This is a genomic window from Paenibacillus sp. GCM10027629 (genome assembly GCF_042676425.1).
Taxonomy (GTDB): domain Bacteria; phylum Bacillota; class Bacilli; order Paenibacillales; family Paenibacillaceae; genus Paenibacillus_K; species Paenibacillus_K terrigena.
Window position 1 is genome coordinate 739,537 of the sequence record NZ_JBHTGZ010000009.1, and the last position, 24,326, is coordinate 763,862.

General features: G+C 44.6%; 22 protein-coding genes. 19 read left to right on the forward strand and 3 right to left on the reverse strand.

All coding sequences use genetic code 11. The annotated features are described in order from the left end of the window. Positions 1-14: 14 nt before the first annotated feature. From ACFQZR_RS12900 to ACFQZR_RS12925, 6 genes are all read left to right on the forward strand, one after another. Entirely contained in the window at positions 15-482 is a 468-nt protein-coding gene (locus tag ACFQZR_RS12900) for an NUDIX hydrolase (RefSeq protein WP_379346385.1), read from the forward strand. 84 nt (positions 483-566) lie between these two features. After that, positions 567-1,859 carry a bifunctional DedA family/phosphatase PAP2 family protein gene (locus tag ACFQZR_RS12905; protein ID WP_379346387.1) on the forward strand — a complete coding sequence of 431 codons (1,293 nt, stop codon included), beginning with the start codon at positions 567-569 and terminating at the stop codon, positions 1,857-1,859. Between the two features lie 209 nt (positions 1,860-2,068). Next, the gene (locus ACFQZR_RS12910) at positions 2,069-3,379 is read left to right on the forward strand and encodes an esterase-like activity of phytase family protein (protein WP_379346389.1); all 1,311 of its coding nucleotides are present in this window, start codon (positions 2,069-2,071) and stop codon (positions 3,377-3,379) included. Positions 3,380-3,656: 277 nt separating this feature from the next. After that, entirely contained in the window at positions 3,657-4,271 is a 615-nt protein-coding gene (locus ACFQZR_RS12915; RefSeq protein WP_379346391.1) for a hypothetical protein, read from the forward strand. A 148-nt stretch (positions 4,272-4,419) separates the two neighbouring features. Beyond that, positions 4,420-4,905 carry a GyrI-like domain-containing protein gene (locus tag ACFQZR_RS12920; protein WP_379346393.1) on the forward strand — a complete coding sequence of 162 codons (486 nt, stop codon included), beginning with the start codon at positions 4,420-4,422 and terminating at the stop codon, positions 4,903-4,905. Between the two features lie 274 nt (positions 4,906-5,179). Beyond that, the gene (locus ACFQZR_RS12925; protein WP_379346395.1) at positions 5,180-5,662 is read left to right on the forward strand and encodes an LURP-one-related family protein; all 483 of its coding nucleotides are present in this window, start codon (positions 5,180-5,182) and stop codon (positions 5,660-5,662) included. A gap of 90 nt (positions 5,663-5,752) precedes the next feature. On the opposite strand, the gene ACFQZR_RS12930 is transcribed toward ACFQZR_RS12925, so the two are convergent. After that, positions 5,753-6,088 carry a YuzC family spore coat inner layer protein gene (locus ACFQZR_RS12930; RefSeq protein ID WP_379346397.1) on the reverse strand — a complete coding sequence of 112 codons (336 nt, stop codon included), beginning with the start codon at positions 6,086-6,088 and terminating at the stop codon, positions 5,753-5,755. Positions 6,089-6,209: 121 nt separating this feature from the next. Then, positions 6,210-7,118, reverse strand: coding sequence for a helix-turn-helix transcriptional regulator (locus ACFQZR_RS12935; RefSeq protein WP_379346399.1), 909 nt, complete (start codon positions 7,116-7,118; stop codon positions 6,210-6,212). 123 nt (positions 7,119-7,241) lie between these two features. Here ACFQZR_RS12935 and ACFQZR_RS12940 point away from each other — a divergent pair, with 123 nt between their 5' ends. The 13 genes from ACFQZR_RS12940 (at position 7,242) to ACFQZR_RS13000 (ending at position 23,468) form a co-directional block, all read left to right on the forward strand. Next, positions 7,242-8,138: a sugar phosphate isomerase/epimerase family protein gene (locus tag ACFQZR_RS12940; protein WP_379346401.1), complete on the forward strand. Its 897-nt coding sequence runs from the start codon at positions 7,242-7,244 to the stop codon at positions 8,136-8,138. A gap of 15 nt (positions 8,139-8,153) precedes the next feature. Next, positions 8,154-9,194 carry a Gfo/Idh/MocA family protein gene (locus ACFQZR_RS12945; protein ID WP_379346403.1) on the forward strand — a complete coding sequence of 347 codons (1,041 nt, stop codon included), beginning with the start codon at positions 8,154-8,156 and terminating at the stop codon, positions 9,192-9,194. 267 nt (positions 9,195-9,461) lie between these two features. Further along, on the forward strand, positions 9,462-10,178 hold the full coding sequence (locus ACFQZR_RS12950) for a 3-ketoacyl-ACP reductase (protein ID WP_018759383.1): 717 nt from the start codon (positions 9,462-9,464) through the stop codon (positions 10,176-10,178). 169 nt (positions 10,179-10,347) lie between these two features. Next, positions 10,348-10,671 carry a DUF6506 family protein gene (locus ACFQZR_RS12955; RefSeq protein ID WP_379346405.1) on the forward strand — a complete coding sequence of 108 codons (324 nt, stop codon included), beginning with the start codon at positions 10,348-10,350 and terminating at the stop codon, positions 10,669-10,671. Positions 10,672-10,791: 120 nt separating this feature from the next. Continuing rightward, positions 10,792-11,058, forward strand: a complete 267-nt coding sequence (locus ACFQZR_RS12960) for a hypothetical protein (RefSeq protein WP_379346407.1) — start codon at positions 10,792-10,794, stop codon at positions 11,056-11,058. A 672-nt stretch (positions 11,059-11,730) separates the two neighbouring features. Then, positions 11,731-11,991 (forward strand): hypothetical protein, encoded by a 261-nt coding sequence (locus tag ACFQZR_RS12965; protein WP_379346409.1) that lies wholly within the window; start codon positions 11,731-11,733, stop codon positions 11,989-11,991. Between the two features lie 156 nt (positions 11,992-12,147). Further along, positions 12,148-14,076 carry a putative thiazole-containing bacteriocin maturation protein gene (locus ACFQZR_RS12970; RefSeq protein WP_379346411.1) on the forward strand — a complete coding sequence of 643 codons (1,929 nt, stop codon included), beginning with the start codon at positions 12,148-12,150 and terminating at the stop codon, positions 14,074-14,076. Continuing rightward, positions 14,073-16,022 (forward strand): TOMM precursor leader peptide-binding protein, encoded by a 1,950-nt coding sequence (locus ACFQZR_RS12975; RefSeq protein WP_379346413.1) that lies wholly within the window; start codon positions 14,073-14,075, stop codon positions 16,020-16,022. The genes ACFQZR_RS12970 and ACFQZR_RS12975 overlap by 4 nt, the downstream gene beginning before the upstream one ends. Positions 16,023-16,064: 42 nt before the next feature. Then, entirely contained in the window at positions 16,065-17,657 is a 1,593-nt protein-coding gene (locus ACFQZR_RS12980) for a SagB family peptide dehydrogenase (RefSeq protein ID WP_379346415.1), read from the forward strand. Positions 17,658-18,062: 405 nt separating this feature from the next. After that, positions 18,063-18,176 (forward strand): 50S ribosomal protein L36, encoded by a 114-nt coding sequence (gene rpmJ, locus ACFQZR_RS12985; protein WP_379346417.1) that lies wholly within the window; start codon positions 18,063-18,065, stop codon positions 18,174-18,176. 459 nt (positions 18,177-18,635) lie between these two features. Next, positions 18,636-19,427 (forward strand): AraC family transcriptional regulator, encoded by a 792-nt coding sequence (locus tag ACFQZR_RS12990; protein WP_379346419.1) that lies wholly within the window; start codon positions 18,636-18,638, stop codon positions 19,425-19,427. A gap of 175 nt (positions 19,428-19,602) precedes the next feature. Then, positions 19,603-21,009 carry an MFS transporter gene (locus ACFQZR_RS12995; RefSeq protein ID WP_379346421.1) on the forward strand — a complete coding sequence of 469 codons (1,407 nt, stop codon included), beginning with the start codon at positions 19,603-19,605 and terminating at the stop codon, positions 21,007-21,009. 8 nt (positions 21,010-21,017) lie between these two features. Beyond that, on the forward strand, positions 21,018-23,468 hold the full coding sequence (locus ACFQZR_RS13000; RefSeq protein WP_379346423.1) for a glycoside hydrolase family 2 TIM barrel-domain containing protein: 2,451 nt from the start codon (positions 21,018-21,020) through the stop codon (positions 23,466-23,468). Positions 23,469-23,879: 411 nt separating this feature from the next. Here ACFQZR_RS13000 and ACFQZR_RS13005 read toward each other — a convergent pair whose 3' ends face one another. Next, the gene (locus ACFQZR_RS13005; protein ID WP_379346425.1) at positions 23,880-24,098 is read right to left on the reverse strand and encodes a hypothetical protein; all 219 of its coding nucleotides are present in this window, start codon (positions 24,096-24,098) and stop codon (positions 23,880-23,882) included. Positions 24,099-24,326: the final 228 nt, after the last annotated feature.

A 24,326-nucleotide genomic window follows, 5' to 3' on the forward strand; every position in this document is an offset into this window, starting at 1 on the left:
GATGGTGATATCGAGTGGAGTACGAACAACCAAAACATGTAGTTTCTGTTTCAGCTTTTGTTAAGAATGAAAAGGGCGAGGTCTTATTACTCAGGACACATTGGCGATCGGATACATGGGAAATGCCAGGAGGAAACGTTGAATCTGGGGAACCATTGGACGTTGCTGTTTGTAGGGAATACCTGGAGGAAACGGGCATTGTCATACGACCTCTTGGAATTACAGGTGTGTATTATAATGCAACGAAACATGTATTATCAGTAGTTTTTACAGCAGAGTACGTTAGTGATGAGATAAAAATTCAACCAGAAGAAATTCAAGAAGCTAGATATATTGCGTTAAACGAATCTAATATAGACCAATACATAACGCGTCCAAACCAAAGATCTCGTACACTCGATGCTATGCGAGCAAGGTCTATTATTCCGTATGAAACATGGGAAGTAAGTCCTGCTTATAACTTATTGTCCAGGCTAAGCTAGGCTACCAGCGAGCAACCCTTGATTCGAATCAAGGGTTATTTTTTTTCTTAAATGTTTAAAATAGATATGGAGGGGGAATGGAAATTGAGTTTTTTAACAAACTGGCTAGAGCATTATGGAAATTGGGTTCTCTTTTTTTCTTTATTACTTGAGATGCTTGCATTACCACTTCCAGGAGAGGTATTAATGAGCTATGCCGGGCTCCTTGTTTTTCAAGGAAAACTCAATTGGATTCTCTCAATACTAACAGCTGGGGCCGGAGCTTCTGTTGGAATGACGATTTCTTATTGGATCGGCTTTGGGTTAGGAACTCCTTTCTTTGAAAAGTATGGAACCCGCATTCATCTGGGACCTGACAAGCTTGACAAGGTTTCACATTGGTTTCAAAAATACGGAAATAAGGTATTGATCATCGCTTATTTTATCCCCGGGGTACGCCATATAACTGGGTACTTTTCAGGTGTCACTCGCATACCATTTCGGAAATATGCCATTTTTTCTTATATTGGGGCTTTTTTCTGGGTCAGTGTTTTTATATCACTAGGTAAAGTATTAGGCCCTAAATGGGAGCAGTATCATCACACCATAAATCGATATCTGATTATAGGCGGAATCATTGCGGCAGTTATTTTTATATTGGTTTATATATACCGGAAAAATAAGCAGCAAATCGAAAATCAGCTCATTAGCAGCCTGAATAAATGGGTACAGCGATTCCAATCCATGGGCAAGGTTAGATTTTTTGTGCTTTCTGTCTTTGTAGTATTTGTCTTGTTTTTTTCTTTAATGATTGGGATAATCCAAGATTTCTTTGAGAAAGAATTTACACAATTTGATGAGGTTACATCTTACGTCATTCATCAGATATTCGATTCAAGTTGGACGGCTTCGATGAACAATTTCGCTTTGTTGGGTTCTTATTACGTGTATGCACCAGTAATCATCCTCACAAGTGTGTGGATATTTTTTAAGGGAAAAGACCGATTTCTTGAAATCTCTTTCTTTGCCTTTGTTATTATTGGAGGAGAAATACTCGCGGAGGGACTGCGGATGTTGTTTCATCGAACAGGTCCTGAACTAGTAGGGCTTCAGTTTCCCTATACATTCCCAAGCGAACAAACTTTAAATTCGCTTACAGTTTGTGGATTTGCAGCTTTTTTATTGGTCCGCCATTATGGTAATGTGAAAATGCAGATAACTGCAACGTTATTCGTATTCATCCTTTGTTTACTGGTAGGAATTAGCCGAATATTCTTCAATGTACAATATCCAAGCGATGTAGCAGCCGGGTATATATTTGCTGGGGCATGGCTTAGTCTAAATGTGATATTGCTAGAGATATTTCGTATATTGCGCAATAAAGAATGTACGGCTTAACACGAAGTAACCTCGGCTACGAATTGTACGGGGCTGTAAATTCTATTATTAAAGGCCCGCATAAGCGGGCTTTTTAATTTATGGATATAAGTTCTTATCAAAGGCCCAAGACAAGAAAATTTTTACATTACTCTTACACTTGGTTAATGCCTCGCGAACAAGCTGTTGTCATAATAAGGTATAACATGTCGAAGGGAGCAATAACTTACATGAACGCAAAGAACATTCTTTTATCCATGCTTGCTGTAGCAACGATCGGAACAGGGATCATGATGACAGCCATTCCGCAGGCCCACGCTGATCAAACCAACGTTACATCCCAACCCAAACTAACTGGGAAGTACATACTTCAATCCCCTGATTTGTCGAAAGGCATTAAAATGGGATTTGGATCATCGCTAGTTCATTTACCAGGCGACCCTGACAATGTATTCTACACAAGCAGTGACCGTGGACCGAACGGTGAGGTTGAAATCGACGGTGAAACAAGACGTACCTTCCCGTTACCGAATTTCACGCCTTCCATCTATAAAATCAAAATAGAAAAAGGTAAAATCTCCATTCTCTCGTCGATCCCTCTACAAGTCAAAGGCAAAGATCCTGTCACAGGAACCTCTAAAATCACGGGTCTACCGAATGTTATTAAACATGATGAAATCCCTTATGATACGGCAGCGACTAAAATTCTGTCCTATGACCCCTATGGCTTGGATCTAGAAGGACTAGCCTACAATCCAAAAGATGGAACGTTCTGGTTATCTGAAGAATACGGTCCAAGTATTGTACAAGTGAAGAAGGACGGGACCATCCTACAACGACTTGTTCCGCAAGGCATGAGCGCGATGTTGCAATCTCCAGCGGTTCCGCTTAAAGAAGTACTTCCAGCGTCTTACTTGAGTCGACGCCAGAATCGTGGCATTGAAGCAATTAGCATCACGCCGGATGGAAAATGGATGTTCGCAGCTATGCAGAGCCCGCTTCGTAATCCCGATAAAACCGTCGACAACTCTAGAAATTTACGCATCTTGAAAATCGATATGAAGACGTTAAAACCTATCGCTGAATATGCTTATGTCACGGAGGATGCCGCTCAATTCAAAGATTTGAAACAATCCGATATTGTTATTTCTGATTTGTTCGCCGTCAATGAACATACCCTGCTCATCGATGAGCGGGATAAAAATGTCGGAACGAAAGCACAATTGAAACAAATTTATGCGACAGATCTTTCCGCTGCGACTAATATTTTGGGAAGCTATGATACGGCAGATACATCTGGGAAAACCCTTGAACAAATGAATGCGTCCGATTTAGCACAACAAGGGATTGTTACGCCGACGAAACGATCCGTATTGGATGCGGTGAGTTTCAAATACCCTTATGAGAAAATCGAGGGGATTACGTTGCTGCATGGACGGACACTCGTCATAATCAATGATAATGATTTTGGTGTAGGAAGCACTTCGGCGGAGAATGGTACGCAGCTCTGGACATTCAAACTTCCCTCTATCATAAAATAATCAACAAAGGGCCGCAGAGAGAATCCTGTAAAACAAATATAATTTTTGTAAAAAACAACCCAGTACCACACCGGTACTGGGTTTGTTCTATAATGGAACGAACAGGATAGTTCAAAGGAAAAATGGAGGCATACAAAAAGGAGGAAGAATATGACCGTTAGTTAAACGAAACAAGGAGTAGATTGCCGCGGCAGCTGCTCCTTGTTTTATTAAGCTAGTGGGCAGGATAGCTCAATAATTTCGCGAATACTCTAGATATGGGATTATTTACAAGTCCATGAATACAACGTTAGCTGAAATCTGCACAAATAAGGAGTTCACAATGAGGAAACTTGTTTTATCTGTTATTACAATAATTTTAACAACCTTGGCAATTGTTATGTTTATATATTTTTATCCCAAGAAAGTTAATATTAATGCACAAGGTATAAAATACAGATTAGGAACTGAACTTTTAGAGTCAGAAAAACTTGTAAATGTAAATATTGAAGGAAAGTTATACAAAAACATCTTCGGGGAAAGAAAATTTGAAGGTACTATTGACATAGCGGGTGAAGAAATACCTGTTCCATTAGATCAGAGAAAATTAAATATATTAATTACGAATGAAGGTTGGGGTGCTATTAACTATCCGTATTTTAAATATAGAAAAGAGGATAATGCAACAGAAAGTTCTCATAATTATCAATATGGATCACTAGTGATAAATAACGATTTCACTAAGGTAACAATATTAGTTTCAGATCAAAATCAATTAAAGGATAACAGCGGTATTGGATGGAATTCGGAGAGGGGTCAAATGATAACTGCTCCAGCCAGTAGTAGAATAGAAGCAATTAGTATAACCAATGAGATATCAGAAAAGTTTTTAAAAGGATTAAGATTAAAGTAAATAAAATAAGTGATAGAACCATCAGGATGGCACAGACATCCGATATCACGCTGCGGACCTTCGGAGATGGTGGGACGTCGTGAACACATTAACGGTATATGAAATCCAATGCAAATTAATATAAAACTCATTCAATGGAGGAATGTTCATGGAAGCAAAAATGATTCAAAAACAGGAATTATTACTGGTAGGTTTGGTATGTGATGTAACTCTAGAGGATGTACAAAATAGAGTGATAATTGATCTTGCTGAACAATTTATGGTTAGAAAATCAGAAATACATAATATCATCAATACAAGAGAAGTATTTGGATTATCAACTGATCCGGAGAATTATAATCCTGAAACAGATAAATTTGAATACTTTATAGGGGTTGAGGTTTCTGCAACTACAGAATTGCCAAAAGATATGGTCTTTAGAGAAGTACCAAAGCATGAGTATATTGTATTTACCTTTAAAGGACCTGCAGAAAATGCGGGTCAAGTTCACAATTACCTATATACAACATGGCTTAAAAACAATGAATACAGATTAGCAAATCAATACAACATTGAAATATATGATGAAAGATTTAAAGGGCCAGAAGCAGAAGAATCAATAACAGATATATATTTTCCTATTGTTAAGAAGTAAGGAAGTGTGGGCAGATCACTGATGGCATAGGACATCACATAACACGATGTTCACGCTTCGGGCCAATCGGCCCTCGGTCCGGACCGACAACCCTGCACTGCCTAACCGGTCGCGGCCGGTCGCTATCGCTTCCTTGGATTGCAGATATGCTCTTGTACATCGAGGGTTCATTTGGTAATTTATGCTGCGAAGTAGAGCAACTAAAATGAACATATGGAATTATTTTGCACCTTTTCATTCTTATGGTTCGTATTGGTTATAGGAGGTATGAAAAATGAAGCTCATGTTTCGAGATCGATTCTTTAGCAGTGGGGAAACGGAGATATTCAGCGAATCACAGAAATTGTTAGGTACATTGGATTTGCGGAGCGCATTCACGTCAACTGTGGATGTGTATGACCAGACGGGGGCGATTCGCTGCTCGGGTCGGTTTCCGATGTTGTCTAATAAATGGGAAGTAACAGGTCCGCATGGTGAGTCACTGGGCCTGCTGCGTGAGCGAATGACGTTATTCTCCAAGAAGTTTACGTATGAAACGGATGGACGGGGCGAGTATGATATCACCTCAGAGGCCTTTTCCAAGGAATATGAAATATACGATATGCAAGAGCGGCTCGTAGCGAAATTCGAGCAGACCAGCAGTTGGTTCGAATCAGGAGCGTATTGCTTGGATAACCAGTCATCCCGACTTGACGATTACGAGCTCGTGGCCGTCATTATGGGAATGCATGAAATTCAACAGCGGCATCATCATTAAGATTAAAGAGCGGATAGAAGGCATTCTTATATATGTGTAGACAACTCCTCATGGATTATAGCTGTGAGGAGTTTATTCTATCATAGAGCGTCACCAACAAAGAGATAAACGTATAGCGGAACATGCACTGTTTTCCTGTGGCTTAATCGTAATGAATATTCCGTCAGGAGTAAAATAAACAGAATGAGGTGTTTTAACACCTGCGGCTTTAATTAATTCGCGAATCGCCTCCGCATTGTTTTTTGAGGCTGCTTCCTTCATTTGTTGTGCGTATCCAGGATTATAAGCAATCGTATGCAAGAGATGGGTCATTTCCGTCGCAGGTACAAGAAATTGCTGCGCAGAGTATTTGAATTGATCTACATTAGCAGGATCAGTTGAAGGCGTTGGCCTTTGATAGTAGCCAGGATAAGGATAATAATACATTGGGGGATACTCCTCTCCAAATAATCACTAGTATATGGCCCAAATAACATTATGTTCCCTTGCTTGATTACGAGCTCGTGGCCGTCATAATGGGAATGCATGAAATGCAGAAGCGGGATCATCAACACTTAGATCGAAGGGCGTCCTTCCTCCATTGCGAGGGAGCGATGCCCTTATATTGTTTGAACAGCTTGGTAAAATAGTTCGGATTGCTGCATCCGATGTGCTCGGCAATTTCAGTGACGGTAAGATCGCTATCTTGCAGCAGTCGCTCGGCTGCATTCATGCGAACAAAGTTGACGTATTCGATCAGCGTCGATCCAGTCGCCTTCTTGAACGTTTTGCAGAAGTGATAAGGATTCAGATTCACAATCGAGGCGGCTTGCTCCACCGTAATTGGCTCTTGATAATGGGAGTCGATATAAAGCAGAAGCTTTTTGAACCGATCGACATTTCTCGAATGACTTGCCTTTACTTTCTCAGGTAGTTGGTTAGGCATGAATTGACGAGACAATAGGGTGAAAAGGATATACATGTGACTTTTGACTATCAGCTCATGCCCGCGGTGCTTCCCTTCGAATTCTTGAATCACTTGCTCCAACACGGACTTGAACAACGCATTCGACATATCCATGTGGCGATGCATAATGGGGAACAAGAGACTTCCATCCAGATAAGGCGCGATATAGACGGCATGCATCGAATCTGTTGCCTTGTTGGATTTGAGCAGGGAGGCATTAAAGACGATGGCATAGTATTCTAATGGACCTGCGCATGCACTGTATCCGACATGAAGTGCGCCTGAGGGGACGATGACGATGTCTCCAGGCCCTGCTTCAAAGGGTTTGCTGTCGATATGAAATATAGCTCGACCCTCGATCATCAGTAAAATTTCGAAATGTTCATGCCAGTGCATATATAGTGAAGGGGCACCTACATGGGAAGGCTCCTGATGGATCCTGAAGATGTTAATCGGATAAGAGGGATCGCTAAAATAAGTGTGTTCGTGCAATTCTTGAGGATAGGTCATCGTTCAAGCTCCTTATCGCAAAATAGAACCGAAAAAGCACAAGATTGTATAGAGAATTATCAAATTCACGGCGTTAAAATGGGCTTATGCAATACACTATACTCAATTTAGGAGTGGTAGACAATGATGGGAAGTAATCATTTTTTGCGTATAGGTACCTTGGTCAGCGGGCATGATGCTGTTCGTATGATTCCGCAAATTTTACCCCATGGGTTTGAGTCATTTAGCCTTACATTCTGGCAGTCCACGGGGGACATTGATCTGGTAGAGACGGCGAAAAGAGTACGAGAGATCGTGGATGAACATGGTGTTGTAATTTCAAGTCTGGGTGTATTCGGAAATCCGCTGACAGCCGAAGGAGACAATGCCGATACGTTAGCGAGCTGGGAGCGGGTCATTGATCACGCGCATTTGTTCGGCGCCGATGTCGTAAGCGGTTTTACAGGCAGGCTAACAGATCAACCGATTGATGCTTCCATTCCCCGCTTTCAGGTAGTGTTCAGCGAACTAGCACAACGTGCCGCCGATCGCGGCGTACGGATTGCCTTTGAGAATTGCGATATGGGTGGCAACTGGTGGAAAGGCGACTGGAACATCGCACATAACCCGCAAGCTTGGGAAATGATGTTCAATGCGGTTCCGGCTGATAATATCGGTCTGGAGTGGGAGCCTTGCCACCAGATGGTAAGTTTGATTGATCCGATTCCACAGCTGCGGAAGTGGGCAAGTAAAGTATTCCATGTCCACGGCAAGGACGCGACCATTGCTTGGGACATCGTAAAGGAACATGGCATTCACGGTCCCAAAGAATTCGTGTGGCACCGTACGCCTGGATTCGGGGATTCGAATTGGACGGATATTATTACAATCCTGCGCCAAGCAGGATATCAAGGAACGATAGATATAGAGGGCTGGCATGATCCGGTCTATCGGGATGAGCTGGAAATGACAGGACAAGTTCACGCATTACATTATTTGAAACAGTGCCGCGGCGGTTCTTTTGTGCCGAACCCGGTATAGAAGCGGAGGGTTGGGATGCAGACACAGTCCTATCGAGTCGTTGTCGCAGGTTGCGGTGGAATGTCTCACGCATGGGTGAAGGAAGTAATGAAGCGGGCAGATGCTGAGATTGTTGCGCTGGTAGACCTCTATGCAGAGAATGCTCAGAAGATCAAAGACACGTACCAATTATCGTGTGGATTATATACGGATTTGGAGCATGCGATTACAGCATCGAAAGCCAATCTCGTGTTGGATGTAACGATACCAGACAGTCATTTTCATATAAGTACGACAGCAATGAAGCAGGGATGTTATGTTTTTGGCGAGAAGCCGATGGCGGCTTCGATGGAACAAGCGCGGGAGATCATCCAGGTGGCAGAAGCGACTGGGCGGACGTTAGCGGTGATGCAGAATCGGCGGTACGATCCGAATATTCGCGCGCTGCGCGAATTGATCCGACAAGGGACAATCGGGAAGCCCGGGATGATCAATGCAGATTTCTTCTTAGGCCCTCATTTCGGTGGATTCCGCGATGTAATGGAGAGCCCCTTGATCCTAGACATGGCGATCCATACCTTCGATCAAGCACGATTTATACTCGGTGCAGACCCGGTATCGGTGTACTGTCACGAATTCAATCCGCCAGGTTCTTGGTATCAAGGCAACGCCTCCGCCATCTGTATCTTTGAAATGTCGGACGGCTCGGTATTCTGTTACCGCGGCTCATGGTGTGCGGAAGGTGCGGCAACATCCTGGGAAGCTGATTGGCGGATTACGGGCGAGAAGGGAACTGCCATCTGGGACGGAGCGGGTGCACCGTATGCCGAGGCGGTGTCTCCCGGTAATCAGGAAGGCCAGTTCATGCGGGAGATGGTCCGCGTGGAAGCACCGTTCCTGTGGGACGGAAACACGGGGCATGCAGGCTGTTTGGATGAGATGTTCCTGGCTCTGGAACACGGGCGCCGTGCCGAGACGGATTGCCGAGACAACATACATAGCATGGCGATGGTGCTGGGTGCCATAGAGAGTGCGAAGAGCGGACAGAAGATATTCTTACCACATCAGAAAGTATAAGTTTTTGGCATGCAAAAACAACTTTCTGATTGGCGATAAAACCTACCCTGCTTTCGAAGCGAGTTTTGCAAGCAAAACTTATAGGTCACTCATCTTCGAAAGGCCGAGGGTAGAGGTTTTCTCATAAATGTAGACAACTCCTCATGGAATGAATCTGTGAGGAGTTGGTTATCCATAAATCTTCACCATGTGGAAAACCGTAATTAGGATGAAGTTACTCTTAAAGATGTCTATAATAAAACTATCTCATCCAAAGGAGCAAAAAACATGCAAACAATCGCAGGAAAAGTGGCGTTAATTACAGGAGCAGGGCGTGGAATTGGACGTGCAACAGCAGTAGCTTTTGCGCAAGAAGGTATTCACGTAGGTCTTGTTGGACGTACGCTTGAAAATTTACAACAAGTAGCAGAGGAACTTAAACAGTATGATGTGAAAGTAGCAATCGCTGCAGCGAATGTAGCGGATTTAGACTCGATCACCACAGCTGTTGAATCAATTCGTGGCGAGCTGGGTGCAATCGATATTTTAGTAAACAATGCCGGCATTTCAAAATTCGGTAGCTTCATGGACTTAACCCCTGAAGAATGGACCAATATTATCGATGTCAACGTAAAAGGTGTGTACTACACAACACGTGCGGTATTACCGGAAATGATAGAACGAAACACAGGCGACATCATTAATATCTCATCAACAGCTGGTCAAAAAGGTGCACCAATTACAAGTGCATACTCGGCTTCAAAAGCTGCTGTTATTGGACTAAGTGAGTCATTAATGCTTGAAGTGCGTAAGAAAAATATTCGCGTTACAACGTTAACGCCAAGTACGGTTGCAACAGATATGGCTGTTGAGCTAAACTTAACAGACGGCAACCCAGAAAAAGTGATGCAAGCAGAAGATTTAGCAGAATTAATGGTTGCACAGCTAAAACTTCATCCACGTGTTGTATTAAAACATGCTGGACTTTGGTCAACGAATCCTTAATAGAACTATTCGAAATATCAAGACGCTATCCGATGTATTTTGGATGGCGTCTTCTTTGTTTAGGCATCACGAGCAGTGGTACGAAATCCGACATATTTGCTATTATTTTTTTAATTTTTTATAATTTTCTGTATGAGTAATTACTAAAATATACCGGGGGAATGTTTCTATGGCACTTCATAATTGGGCTTATATCTATTTATCTCCAAAATTCAGCCCAGAAAAAAATACAATTACTACCAGAAACGAAGATTGCACGTTTACTGCGATCGGAATTGATTTTGAAGAGAAAGAGCGTGTAATTCAAATCGCCCAGCAGCTTGTGAAAGATGGCGTTCAAATGATTGAACTATGCGGAGGTTTTGGGCCAATATGGATTGCTAAAGTAAGCGAAGCTATAGATTATGCTGTTCCTATCGGAAGTGTTGCATATGGACCTGAAGCTCGTAAACCAATGCTCGATTTGCTTGCACCTGATAATACAACTAAATAGGTAAATATATTGATAAGCAAATCATTTTACAGGAATTCTAACGGGTATCAAAGAAGATGATGGTTCGTTCACAGTAGCAGTTGGCGAAACGAACCTTACATTTGTGAAGGTGGTTTTCTTTTGCAAAAGGAGATAATTCCAGAAGAGGTTTCTATAAATTTGAGAAAAGATATGGAGCGCATATGGGATATAAGAAAACCTTATTGGTATCCACTATTTGATTGCAGCAGAGAAGACCTAATTGCTTTTAATTCCGAATATATTGAAAGTGAAGAGAAGTTAAATGATATTATTACGTTGCTTAAGCAACATGGAGTGGAGCAGGTGACTGAATTTCTAGAAACAGGTCAGACCTACAACATACAGGTTTCAAATCTGTACCCCTAATACTGCTACAATGGTGATTTTACAGGCGGTGAGGGGTTTTGGACTTCGCATAATTTGGATTGGATTATCTATGCTTCTCATGAAGGAATAATAACATTTGGGGGAGAGTCGCTAGTTAAAGGGTTAAAGTCATTATGGATTGATTGGATAAATAATATTGATTGGGATACAAAGAATCAATAAAGACAGAGCCACTCCATTGTTGCAGGAGTGGCTTTGTCTTTTTTATATTGATGTATTTTTTCTGGTCAACGTTACTTTGTGCTTAGATACAGTTCGATGAACCGCATCATAGTTAGGATTATGCAGAGAGTAGACTGTTGTTTCCATATATTCAACCGTCTTACGTTTAAACTCATGATCGTTGCTTTCACGAATATTCACCACTACACACCTCTTTTTGTATTCGGTTGTCATAGGAACACTAGCGTATCCAATTACATAAAATATCTAGTCGATTATGGGATGGGCAGCATGCCGGTCGGATCCAGATCTAAACATTCTCGTATATCGATTGCCCCATCCAGAGACAGCGAAATGAATGATACGGAGGGTATAGAATGAGCGATTTCCAGAAGAATCTGCAAAACTTGAAAGTCGGCCAGTTCAATGCGACGGGGATGACACCTACGTCGGGGCAAGGTCAGACCGGTCCGGGGGATTCCCGGTTATGTGTTGGCATTTGCTTTTTTTGCGTCGGTTTTTGCAGCGGCGGTTTTTGTTCTTGCAGCAATTGTTTCCGCTGCAGTAACTGCTTCAACTGCAGCAACTGCTTTAACTGCTCACGTTGCGGAAGCTGCGCTCGCTGCCGCTGAGTATCGAAAAGCCCGTTTGGCGATCCGTAAAAGGTATGCCCCTGCAGATGTCTCGTTCTGCAGGGCTGTTCCTTTTTTAGTTTCAGACATGACGGACAATCCGCTCTACATAACTTAAAAATGAGGGGGAAAATGAAGCCCTGCGTACAATATGGTTTTGCCTCCAGCAAAACCGAAGCTTATGCTTACGAAGCGGTTTTGCCTCCAGCAAAACCTAAGTTTATGCTTACGAAGTGGTTTTGCCGGAGGCAAAACCTTAAGGAGGAATAAAAAATTGAATCCTTCTATGCGTTTGAAAGTGAAAGGGGATACGTTCTTTCTCCCCGATTCGAATGGAGGCGTCTATTTTCGCAATAATACGGGTTCATTCCGAATGGAAGGCGACATGATCGATCAGTGGATCGATAAATTGATGCCCATGTGGAGTGGGGATTATTCCATGGCGGATCTGACGGATGGGCTGCCTGAACCGTACAGGGAACGGGTTTATGAAATCGCGGAAGTACTGCTGAGTAACGGCTTTGTCCGGGATACCAGCCAAGACCGCCCGCACGGCCTCCCGGAAGCAATCGAACGGAAATATTCCGCACAGATCGAATTTCTGGACAGCTTGGGCGGTTCGGGTGGTCACCGCTTTCAAACCTATCGCCAGGCTAATCCGATTGCGGTCGGTTCCGGTCCGATATTTGTCTCGCTTGTTGCGGCTTTGTTGGAATCTGGATTGCCCCGGTTTCGTATGTTGATCACGAACCAGGCGACCACGGATCGCCAGCGGATCTCCGAGCTGATAGCGACCGCGCGGCTATCGGACTCCGAGATCGAGATCGAGGAGATCTTTCCGTCGCATGACGGCTCCCTCAATTGGCCTGAAGTCGTACGACTGGCGGATTCCGTTCTCTACGTCGCTCAGGATGACGATCCCGGAGAGCTCAGAGCGCTGCATGATGCCTGCAAGGATGCGAAGAAGATACTGCTACCTGCCATCTACTTGCGGCATGCGGGCATAGTAGGGCCATTGGTAGACCCGGATTCGGACATCTGCTTCGAATCCGCATGGCGCAGGATTCATCGAACCGCCCTTGGCGATGAGAAGCGGGCAACTGACGTATCTAGTACGTCAGAAGCCATGCTCGCGAATGTGGTCGTATTCGAATGGCTTAAGACTGTAACGGGGACGACAGCTTCAGAATTGAACGGAAAGCTGTTTCTGCTGAATCCGGAAACATTAGAGGGCGAGTGGCATTCGTTACTTCCCCATCCGCTGGTCAGGGGTCTTCGTCCGGCCGAGCCTACGGATCCGTTCGACCTGCCGATCGATCAGCGTACGGAGAGGCAGGGAGCAGACCGTCTCCTCTCCTATTTCAATCGCTTGACTTCGGAGAAGACCGGCATTCTTCACCGTTGGGAAGAAGGGGACTCGAAGCAGCTTCCGCTCTCGCAGTGTCGTGTCCAGGCAGTCGACCCGTTGTCGGAAGGCCCCGCCGAGCTGCTGCCGCAGATCGTCTGTTCAGGAATGACGCATCATGAAGCAAGGAAGGAAGCGGGTTTGGTCGGCATCGAATCGTACGTGTCGCGACTGGCCGGGGTTCTGAAGGCTACCAGACCTTCGCAGTCACAAGAATATGTAGGGATCGGAGCGGGAGAGACAATAGAGGAAGCGGTCTTCCGCGGTCTGCGGAATTATCTGTTCGAGGAGCTGAAAAGCCGTTCCGAATCCAGCCTGCCCTCCGTTCATCGAATCAAGTTAAGCAAGGTTGAGGATGATATTTGCCACTATTGCTTGCGCGCATTAACTACGATGCGAGACGCTCCGGTAATCGGACTGGGGCAAGAAGCGGTGGGTTTCCCGGTCGTCTGGGTAGGTACGAACGGGTACTGGTATGGCGGAGTCGGAGTCAACCGCACGATGGCGCTGCGAGAAGCGCTCCGACAGGCGCTGATGAAAACCCAAAACGATGCGGCGGACATCCAAGGCCAAATCCTGGAGCGCTCATTGGTCAAGGTGGAAGATGCGTTACCGCAGAATCTGACGATTCCCAGCTTCGATGAGTCGGAATACGGCAAGACGCTGCAGTCCGTCCGGCAGATCCTGCAATTGAACCATAAGCGGATCGCGGTCGTTGATTTGTCGATAGAACCGTTTATGAAAGAAGAGCTGGCAGGCGTGTTTGGCGTGTCGCTGCGAGAGGAGGAGACGCATTGAGCGCGATTGTGACGGTCATTGGGGAAGGACAGCTCGCGGATTTGGTAAGCAAGCAATTGTCTGCCGATGACCGCTATCGGCTGATTCGGCAGAAGAGCATGGAATCTGGAGAGGCGACAACAGGAGACTTGGCGCTGGTGTTGAACGATGCATGGGATCCTTCCGTTCATCCTGCGGCGGAGGAGCGTTTCCGACAGTCGGGAACGCCCTGGCTGCGCGGTTTTGTTGCATTCGGAGAGGGAATTGTCGGTCCGCTGGTTCGTCCGGAGGGGCAAGGATGCTCGCAATGCGCGGATACCCGGCGCCTGCTGGCGGAAAGCGACCGCAGGGAATCGTGGGACCTACAGCAGAAGCTGGCGTCGCATGGAGGAATCGCCCGGGACGCTTGGGCGTCACGCACGGGATTATTGCAGGTGGCATGCCTTATTGTGGCAGAAGCCGTGAAGATATTGGAGGGCGGGCAGCCGGAGATGGAAGGCCGGATGTACTTGATCGATCTGCGTACGTTGAAAAGCTCGTCGCACTTCTTCCTGCCCGATCCGCTATGTCCAATCTGCGGCTCGTTACCTGAAGACGATGCGGAGACGGCCCGCGTTGCGTTGCAGCCAAGCCTGAAAATCAGCGACAAAACGTATCGCAGCCGTTCAATGGATGAGCTGAAGAATGTTTTGGCCAAAGAATACCTGGATGCTAGGACCGGTTTTCTGAACGGGAAAATGGTTGATCTCGTGTCCCCATTCGCCGATGCAAGCATCAATTTGCCCTTGTTTGGCGGAGATGAGGCTTGCGCAGGTCGGACACACTGCTATGCGGATAGCGAAATGACAGCCATCCTGGAGGGACTGGAGCGTTATTGCGGTCTGTCGCCCCGCGGCAAACGATCCGTCGTTCATGACAGTTACCGCAATGTGCAGGACCAGGCGCTCGATCCTCTCCGCGTAGGCGTCCATGCGAAGGAACAGTATGAACGTTCTGACTTCCCGTTCAAGCCATTCGATCCCGAGCGGCCGATCGATTGGGTATGGGGCTATTCGTTCCTGCAGCAGCGCCCGATTCTCGTACCGGAACTGCTGGCTTATTACAGTTCGGGTTGCGGTCACGGATTCGTCTACGAAACGTCCAATGGCTGCGCGCTGGGCGGCAGTCTGGAGGAAGCGATCTTCTATGGGATGCTGGAAGTGGTGGAGCGCGACTCCTTCCTCATGACCTGGTATGCGCGGCTGCCCCTGCCGCGCCTGGACCACCGTTCGGTCCAGGACCGGGAATTGCGATGGATGACGGATCGTTTGGAGACCGTGGCGGGCTATGAGGTGCATTTGTATAAATCGACAATGGAGCACGGTATACCGAGCGTGTGGGCGCTCGCGAAAAACAAGAAAGAGCGGGGCGTGAACCTCATTTGCGCTGCGGGCGCCCATCCGGATCCGATCCGCGCGGCGAAGAGCGCGATCCACGAGGTGGCGGGCATGCTGCTCACGGTCAGCGAGAAATTCGAGGAAAACCGTCAGCAGTATGAACGGATGCTTCACGATCCGTACCAGGTTGTTCAGATGGAGGACCACTCCATGCTGTACGGGCTGAAACAGGCGGAGGAACGGCTCGATTTTCTGCTGAATGACGATCGCCCGATGATAACGTTCGCCGAAGCGTTTGAACCGAGGGGCTGGAACGCCGATCTGACCGATGATCTGAAGGCCATGTTGCATGTTTTTCGCCAATTGAATCTTGAAGTGATCGTGGTCGACCAGACGACTCCTGAGACGCGTCGCAACGGACTTCATTGTGTGAAAGTGCTCATTCCCGGCATGCTGCCGATGACGTTCGGGCAGCATCTCATCCGTTTGACGGGACTGGATAGAGTGCTCAGGGTCCCTGCGGAGCTGTCCTATTCGCTGGAGCCCTTGTCGCCCGAGCAGCTTAATTCATATCCGCACCCGTTCCCATAAATACGGCTTATGGGGCGACGCTTGAAGCCAGGGAGGAAATCGATGAGTGTGATGAATCTTGACGTTTTTCTTCACCATTTGCAATATGATCCGGACAAGGTCAAGCCCTTGGATTGGGAGACAGATTGGGATGACGCGCCGCTTCCTTACAAGCTTTATCGTGGCTTACCGATATTTCCGCTATCTAGGGAAGTACCGGCAACGCTCGAAGGCAGAGATACGACCGGTGTACCAAGCCTTTCCGATATCGGACATTTCCTCTACTATGTATTCGGGCTTGCGCAATTGACCCAATCCGTTATGGAGCGGAATACATCGGAAGAATTGGGAGGCGTCTTGCAGATGTGCCGGCGCTTCGTTCCATCCGGAGGAGGGTTATATCCGAGCGAACTGTATCTCTATTTGAAGCTTGGCGAATTGCCTGCCGGCTTATACCATTACGATGTGGCGCATCATCGGTTGGCGTTGCTGCGCGAAGGAAATTACGACGAATATTTGGCGAGGTCGCTCGGGAATCGCTGCGACGCGAACGGTTGCTTCGGCGCCGCTTTTGTATCTACGGTATACTGGAAGAATTTTTACAAATACAACAATTTTGCCTACCGGCTGCAGGGACTGGACGCTGGCGTTTTGATCGGACAGCTGCTTGAAGTCGCGAAACGATTCGGATTTTCGTCTGGCGTGCATTTTCAATTTCTCGATCAAGCCGTCAATCATCTGCTCGGACTATCAGAACAAGAGGAGAGCGTGTATGCGGTTATCCCACTATCGACGGAGCCGACGTTCGGGTGGATGGCAAACGGGAACGAAGATGAGGAAACGGTATTCGCCTCCGAGCTATGCCGGGAGTTGTCGCCAGTCAGGCATGATCACTATGTCAGGTCGCAGAAGATCGTAGATTATCCGATACTGCTTCAGATGAGCGAAGCGTCCCGACTGGATTCGACGCAATTGTTTCGACAGATCCTGAAGGATGAACAAGCAATCTCGGATCAAGCGCTCGCACTGCCTCTGCCGCCTGTAGACCGCTTGTCGTATGATTTAGCGACGCTTTGCCGCAACCGGTTCTCACCCGAGACGGAATTTGTCTTGAAGCCGATTGGTCTCTCCCAGCTTGCAGCTCTGCTTCGGGAAGCGACGGCTTCCTTCTCGTATCGCAACGACCTGGATGGTTCGCAGGAACGGTCGGAACCCCGTGTATGCCTTTATGGCTGCTTCTATGGGGTCGAAGACGTTCCGGATGGCGCTTATCGGTACGATGGTGCCGCGCATGCGCTGCAGCCGGTTAGTCTTGGAGATTACAGGCAACGGATGCAGGGGGGAATGTCGCTGCACAATATCAATTTGTTTCAAGTGCCGCTCAGCTTTCATGTGGCAGGGGAGAGGAGTTTCTTTCAATCGCAGCTCGGCAAGCGGGGATACCGCATTCAGCAAATGGAAGCCGGGATGCTCGTGCACCGATTATTACTGGCGGCATCCGCCCTCGGGATGGGTGGGCGTCCGCTTCTCGGGTTTGACGCTAATGACAGCGATGCGCTTTATCGAACGGCTTCCAGGGACGAAACAGGGCTGATTTTTATACCGGTCGGTCCCTATCGTCAACGATTGCGGTTGGCGGGCAGTTTGAGCCGTTAAAAAAGCTCGAGTTCAGTCATTGATTTGGGCCATAATAAGACTCGACTAGCTTCCGGGAATCTGGATCAATCTTTGCGATTGGATATTGGAGGATGAGTAGTGCAAAGGGGGATTTCACCTTTATGTGTTGCTCGTCCTTTTGAAAATTCAATTTGAGGTTCTGTTGGACCGTGAACAGCACAGGACAAGAACGTACACGCATAAGAAGTCGCCATAGTGGCGGCTTTTTTTATCGTTATCCGGAAAAGACAAGAACCTGTATTCATAGCCGATTTCCAGTGATTATCAATTGATATATCATTATAGAATAATATACTATATACATATATTAATTTAATATACTCATTTCTATACTGATAAAGGGCAGATTGCTGATTAAAGTAATCTGGCAAGGAGGGGTTTCTGATGAAAGTTAGACCATCTGTAAAACCTATTTGTGAAAAATGTAAAACCATTCGAAGAAATAGGACCGTCATGATCATCTGCGTGAATACCAAACACAAGCAAAGACAAGGTTAATCCTCTACTTCCATGGAACACTGTAGCATAATTTACAGTGTTCCTTTTTTTATAGTCAAAATCAATTCATGATTTTCTTCCCTACTACCGTAAGCCCTCAGAGTTGCTGATTGTATATTTTACATTTACTATTGGTTACAATGGAACTAGGCAACTATTAATTCAATAGTATTTAGTGTATAAAAGCATGCATATCACATTAACAAATAAGGCTGATGAAAAATGAACGTAATCGAAGAATTTAAATTCAATTCAACTTCATATCCGATCATGAAAGATCAACAACTCCTAGAATTATATACGTCAAACGTAAACAGCATTCACGAAAGTAATATTCACAGTATTAATGAGCCATTAACTATCAATCTATGGAAAAAAACAAGCAGTAATAAACTCTCCCTATCTATAAATTTTGAATTGACTGCAAATTTATACAATGATGATACAGATTGGTCCCTTATGCACAAACATGACTTTATTGAGTTGACCTATGTTGCCAAAGGAGAATTGAATCAGTTAATCGCCGGCCAAATATATACCTTTGTAGCGGGAGACGTATGTATTATAGACAGGAATAGCGAACATGCGGACTCCGCAAGAGATCAGGATAATTTCATGATTAGCATTTGCATGAAGGAAGAATTTTTCGATGAGTTGTTTATATCCGAAATCGAAGAAGATGAATTTCAAAAATTCATTCGAACCGCGTTACTAAAACAAAAAAGCTTCAAACAATTCCTTAAATTCACACCGCGAGGCAAGGAAGATGTCCTCTTCCCGATCATCGAACAGGTCGCCAAGGAGAAGAAGGAGAACAGGAAAGGCTCTTCCCATATCATCAAGGGTCTCATGATACGGATATTCGATCTATTGACGAAGCATTATGAATTAAGCTTAAATGCAACGCAGTCGAAAAAAATGAATCAACTGCTATTTATCAAAGTGGAGGAATATCTTCGAAAACATTATAAAGATGCCACGATTAAAGAACTCGTGAACCATTTTCACTTCCAGGAGGACTATTATACAAGACTGATCAAAAAACAAACGGGCATGTCCTTCTCCCAATTTCTTAGACATATTCGTCTCTCCAAGGCAGTCGAATTGCTTCTAAATACGAATTTGCCCGTTAACCAGATTATAGAAACGGTAGGCTATGAAAATCGGTATCACTTTTATACCTTATTTAAGGAACAATACGGCATGACACCCAAGGAGTTTAGGCAATCCCGAGGGATTTCAAATCCATAGTCACAACGAAAGAGAGCTCTGCTTTCTTTCGTTTTTTTTATATAAGTAGTCGTAAATCGATACAGCATTATTATAATTCATCGAGAAGCGGCAACGCTTTCATTGACGGTTTATTTTATTCTTATTGAACAGGCGATGTGTTGTGAGAGCGCTCTCTAAACACTTAGGAGTCTAAATGCATAAGTACGATTTGCTTGATTTAAGTGGAGGGATTGCCTTGTATGCTAACGTAGAGAAGCAGAACAGAAAAGTAACAAAAACACAGCAATTAGGTCACGCGATCGCAGGTGTCGGCCAAAACTTTGTCTTTGGCTTATGGAACGGTTTCATTATGATTTTTTTTACAGATGTTTTTAAGCTTAGTCCGGTTTTTGTTGGTACTTTACTTTTTGTGACACGGCTCGCCGATGCTTTTGTGGATCCGATTGTCGGGTTTGTTGCGGATCGTACGCGAACAAGATGGGGACGGTTCAGACCATGGCTGCTGTTTATGCCTGTACCAATGGCTATAGGTCTCGTTCTTAATTTCTCAGTCCCTGATTTAACAGGCGTTCCGGCTATGATCTATGCGACTGTAACCTACTTTATTATGAGTGTCATGTTCAGCTGTATTGAAATCCCGTATTGGAGCCTACCTGCAGCTATGACTGAAGATCCCAATGCCAGAACAAGCATCATTGCCACCTCCAGGCTTGCTACTACAGTTGCAGGTTTGGCAGTAGGTATCGGGCTTGCTCCTATGCTGACTGCTTTTGGACATGGTGATCCAGCACAAGCATACCAGATGGTTGCGATTATTATTGCGATCCTTGCAGGGTTATTATATCTTACGGGATTTATATTAATCAAAGAGCATGTGATACCTGCAACAGAAAAAATTGAATTCAAAAAAGCTGCTAAGGCCGTTTTCTCTAACAAACCGTTGTTGTTGCTAGCTTTAGTTAATTTACTTAATACGACAACGATATTGACCAAGATGAATATCCAAAATTACTATGCCCAATATAACCTTGGTTCATTGAATTATGTTGCGCTTCTCTCCATGGTTTTACTGCCTGGCACGATTATCGGATCCTTGCTGGCAGCGCCGTTGTGTAAGCGCTTTGAGAAGAAAACGATTCTGATCGTAAGCAATCTGTATACCGCAATTTTAGGGCTTATTTTATTCTTTGCTGGCTATAACAGTGTAATGTTTGTGTTAATTATCATTGGTTTACAGGGCCTTCAATTGGGCATCATGTCGGTTGTTGCCTCTTCCATGCTGACTGATACGATGGAATATGCAGAGTGGAAGACCGGTCAAAGAAACGAAGGAGTTATTACTTCGTCAAATTCGTTCGTTACTAAATTTGCAACAGCTATCTCTGCAGGGTTGATCGGAATCATACTCTCCATAACGAACTATGTACCGAATGTACAGCAACAGGCAGGAACATTGATGGGAATACATGCATCCATGTCCATCGTACCGGCGATTACTGTGTTAATCAGTATTCTACCTCTACTATTCTATGACTTAAACAATAAAAAACATACTGAGATTGTTGCCATGCTAAAAGAAACAAGAGACGGTAAGGAGTAAATGAGCGCATGAGAAAGAAAATGAATTTTAACAGTAACTGGTATTTTCACATGGGTGAACTGGAACAAAAAGTTGAAAAAATTACAAGTAAAACAGGGACATGCGGAGGTGCCAGTAATCTAACGAGAGAAGAGGGATTTGTGTATAAGAACCCTCAACATATAGCGGATGTCATTGGTATCGAGGACGGGAACTCCCTTTATAGTATCGCAGAGCACGTTGAGGGAATATGGGACATGGTCGATCTCCCGCATGATTGGAAAATTAGACAGGATTATGTAAAACCCAGCAGCTACTCTGGCATGCTTGATAAAGAAGGACAAAAAGGGTATTTACCGGATGGAGTGGGATATTACAGGAAGAAATTCTCTCTGCCGAAAGAGGATTTGGGAAAAAGAATTGTAATTGAATTTGAAGGCGTCATGCGGGATGCCATCGTATGGGTTAACGGCTGCTACATCGGTTCTCACTTATCCGGTTACACCGGGTTTGCTTACGATATAAGCGCGTACCTGAATTATGGAGATGAAGGTGAAAATGTCATACTGGTGAAGACCGATTGTACGTATGAAGAAGGCTGGTGGGCGGAAGGAGCCGGTATTTACAGGGATGTATGGTTGTACCAGCTGGATCCGGTGCACGTGAAAAGACATGGCACCTTCGTCTATTGCAAAGACATCACGGACAGCAATACAAAGGTAATGATCGATACAGAAATTGAAAACAAGCTTCACTCGGATTGCAGCGTAACTGTCAGAAAATCTCTAGTATCTCAAGAAGATCAGATTTTGTATCATCAGGAAAAGGAACTTACGGTAGGATCTCTTTGCGTAGGCACAATATCCTTTGATTTTATGCTTGAAAATCCGATTCTTTGGGATCTTGATCACCCGTATCTGTATAAGATGGTAACGGAGATTGTCAGGGAGAATGAAATTGTTGACCATAATGAAACATTATTTGGTGTAAGAGATATTAAGTATACAAGTCAGGGCTTGCTGCTTAATGGAAAATGGATCGAAATCAAGGGCGTGTGCGAGCATCAGGATTTTGCCGGCGTAGGTACTGCATTAACGCCAGATATTATCGATTATAAATTAACCCGGATTAAAGAAATGGGGGGTAATGCATACCGCTCTGCCCATCATCCGGCAACCGATTATCTATTGCAGGCATGTGATAGAATGGGGATTCTCGTCTTAAATGAAAACAGAAGGTTGGATGTAGGTCCGGAAGGCCTAAATGACGTGGAAGAGCTGATTAAAGGATCCCGGAATCATCCTTCTGTATTTATGTGGTGTATGGAGAATGAGGAATTTATCACATTGCTCCCTCCAGGAAAAAGATTGCTGAACGAATTAATGGCATACGCCAAAAAACTGGATCCTACAAGATTATTTACGGTCGCAGGACAATTTGCGAAAGGCGATTCGGAATACGAATCCATCCCCGATGTCGTAGGGTTCAATTATGATTCAGGTCATGCAAAAGCAAGGCTTGAGAATTACCCCGGTTCATTGGTCATGGCTTCTGAAGATGCAAGCTTCGTATCAACAAGGGGTGTCTATGAAGATAACCGGGAATTAGGGGTATGCGACAGCTATGACAGCGGCAGTTATTATGAAAAAGTATTGAAAGGTTCGGATGTGGAAATCTCTTCAGGAACAGTAGGCGGTGCCTCCTCTCTATTTAACCTAGTATATTGCTGGAATCATTATAAACACGAAGTGCCTGGTTTGGGCGGAATATTTATATGGACTGCATTTGACTATCGTGGAGAAACGTTCCCATGGAATTGGCCTACGATTAATTCCCAATATGGGGCAATGGATATGTGCGGATTTGAGAAAGACGTCTACTATTATTGGCAGAGTGTATGGATGGATCAGCCTATGGTTCATATGCTGCCGCATTGGAATTGGAAAGGCAAGGAAGGGCAAAAAGTACACATCGATGTGTATAGCAATTGTGATGAAGTAGAGCTGTTTATTAACAACGAGTCTCAGGGCCGAAAAAAACATACCATAGGTTTAATCACAAGATGGGAACCTTTATATGTACCTGGTGAAGTGAAGGTAGTCGCGTATAATGATGGAAAACCAGTCACAGAGGATTACAAGGTTACAACAGGAGAACCGTTTGCAATAAGACTGAGTAAAATCTACAGCGGCAAAGATAACGATCTCTTTAAGGCTGAAATCGTGGATAAGTCTGGGCTATTGTGCCCGACTGCAGATAACCATATCCAATTCTCTGTGATCAATGCGGAAATCGTTGGTGTTGGTAATGGGAATCCATCCAGCCATGAACCTGATGTTGCGGATCAAAGGAAAGCTTTTAACGGTCTCGCCTTAGTCATCCTCCGTAAACGGAGCGAAAACATTACAGTTATGGCTGATTCTGATGGGTTAGAGAGCGCTAGAATTTCTTACGCAAATGGCTCATTTATATATATATGATGAAATGCTTGAATGGCTGTTTGGCATCCGATGCGTCTGAATTCATAATAGGGCAGACCATTCAACTTGATGGTGAAGCCGGCATTCATGCTCCTACATTTGCGGACTTCTCTCAAATGAGCTAATTTAAAGTTCATGAATTGTTTAAAAGAGATCGGGAATATATTCCTGGTCTCTTTTTTGAGGTTATTGGCACAGAAAACACAAAAATGAAGAGCCGCAATTTAAAGGGTTTTAATTCATAGGTAGGAGTTAAAGGATCTTGCTTCGAAACTGCAGTAGCAGGAGCAGAATCAAGATTTTTTCATGTAAAAAGAGTTGAGAATAATCTCAACTCTATCATCGTCTCGGTGTATTCTGAGGAAACCCACGATTTAAGTTATTCTTAAGGTTTCAGTTTACAGGTACAAGTTACTTTGATTGTTGAGCTTTGTCTGTTTGAAACGTCGATTGTACTTGACTGATCATAGTTTGAGCTTGTTTGATTTCGTTAGCAGCTTGTTTTAGAGCTTCTTCACAAAGAATTTGATTTGAAGCAGATTGCTCGATGGCTTGTGCAATAAGGTCTTTAGCGATAGATGTGACTGCTTCCGCCTTTTTCAAAGAATTTGTATCAATTTGTTGTGCCATTTTGATGTTCCTCCAGTCATATTGTATGCTAATGGTTAACGTTCTATTTCATTGCATGCTGATTTTGATTTGCTAAAGCGAAATGTTCAAGGTCGGCTTGTGCAAATCAATTAGTTAACAAAAATAATATGTCTTGTAGGATTCAGAGAAATACAAGGAAGAATAAGGATACTGTTAAACAGACAATTGTTTGAATAAAGAATCACCTCGGCCGAAAACATCAAACTC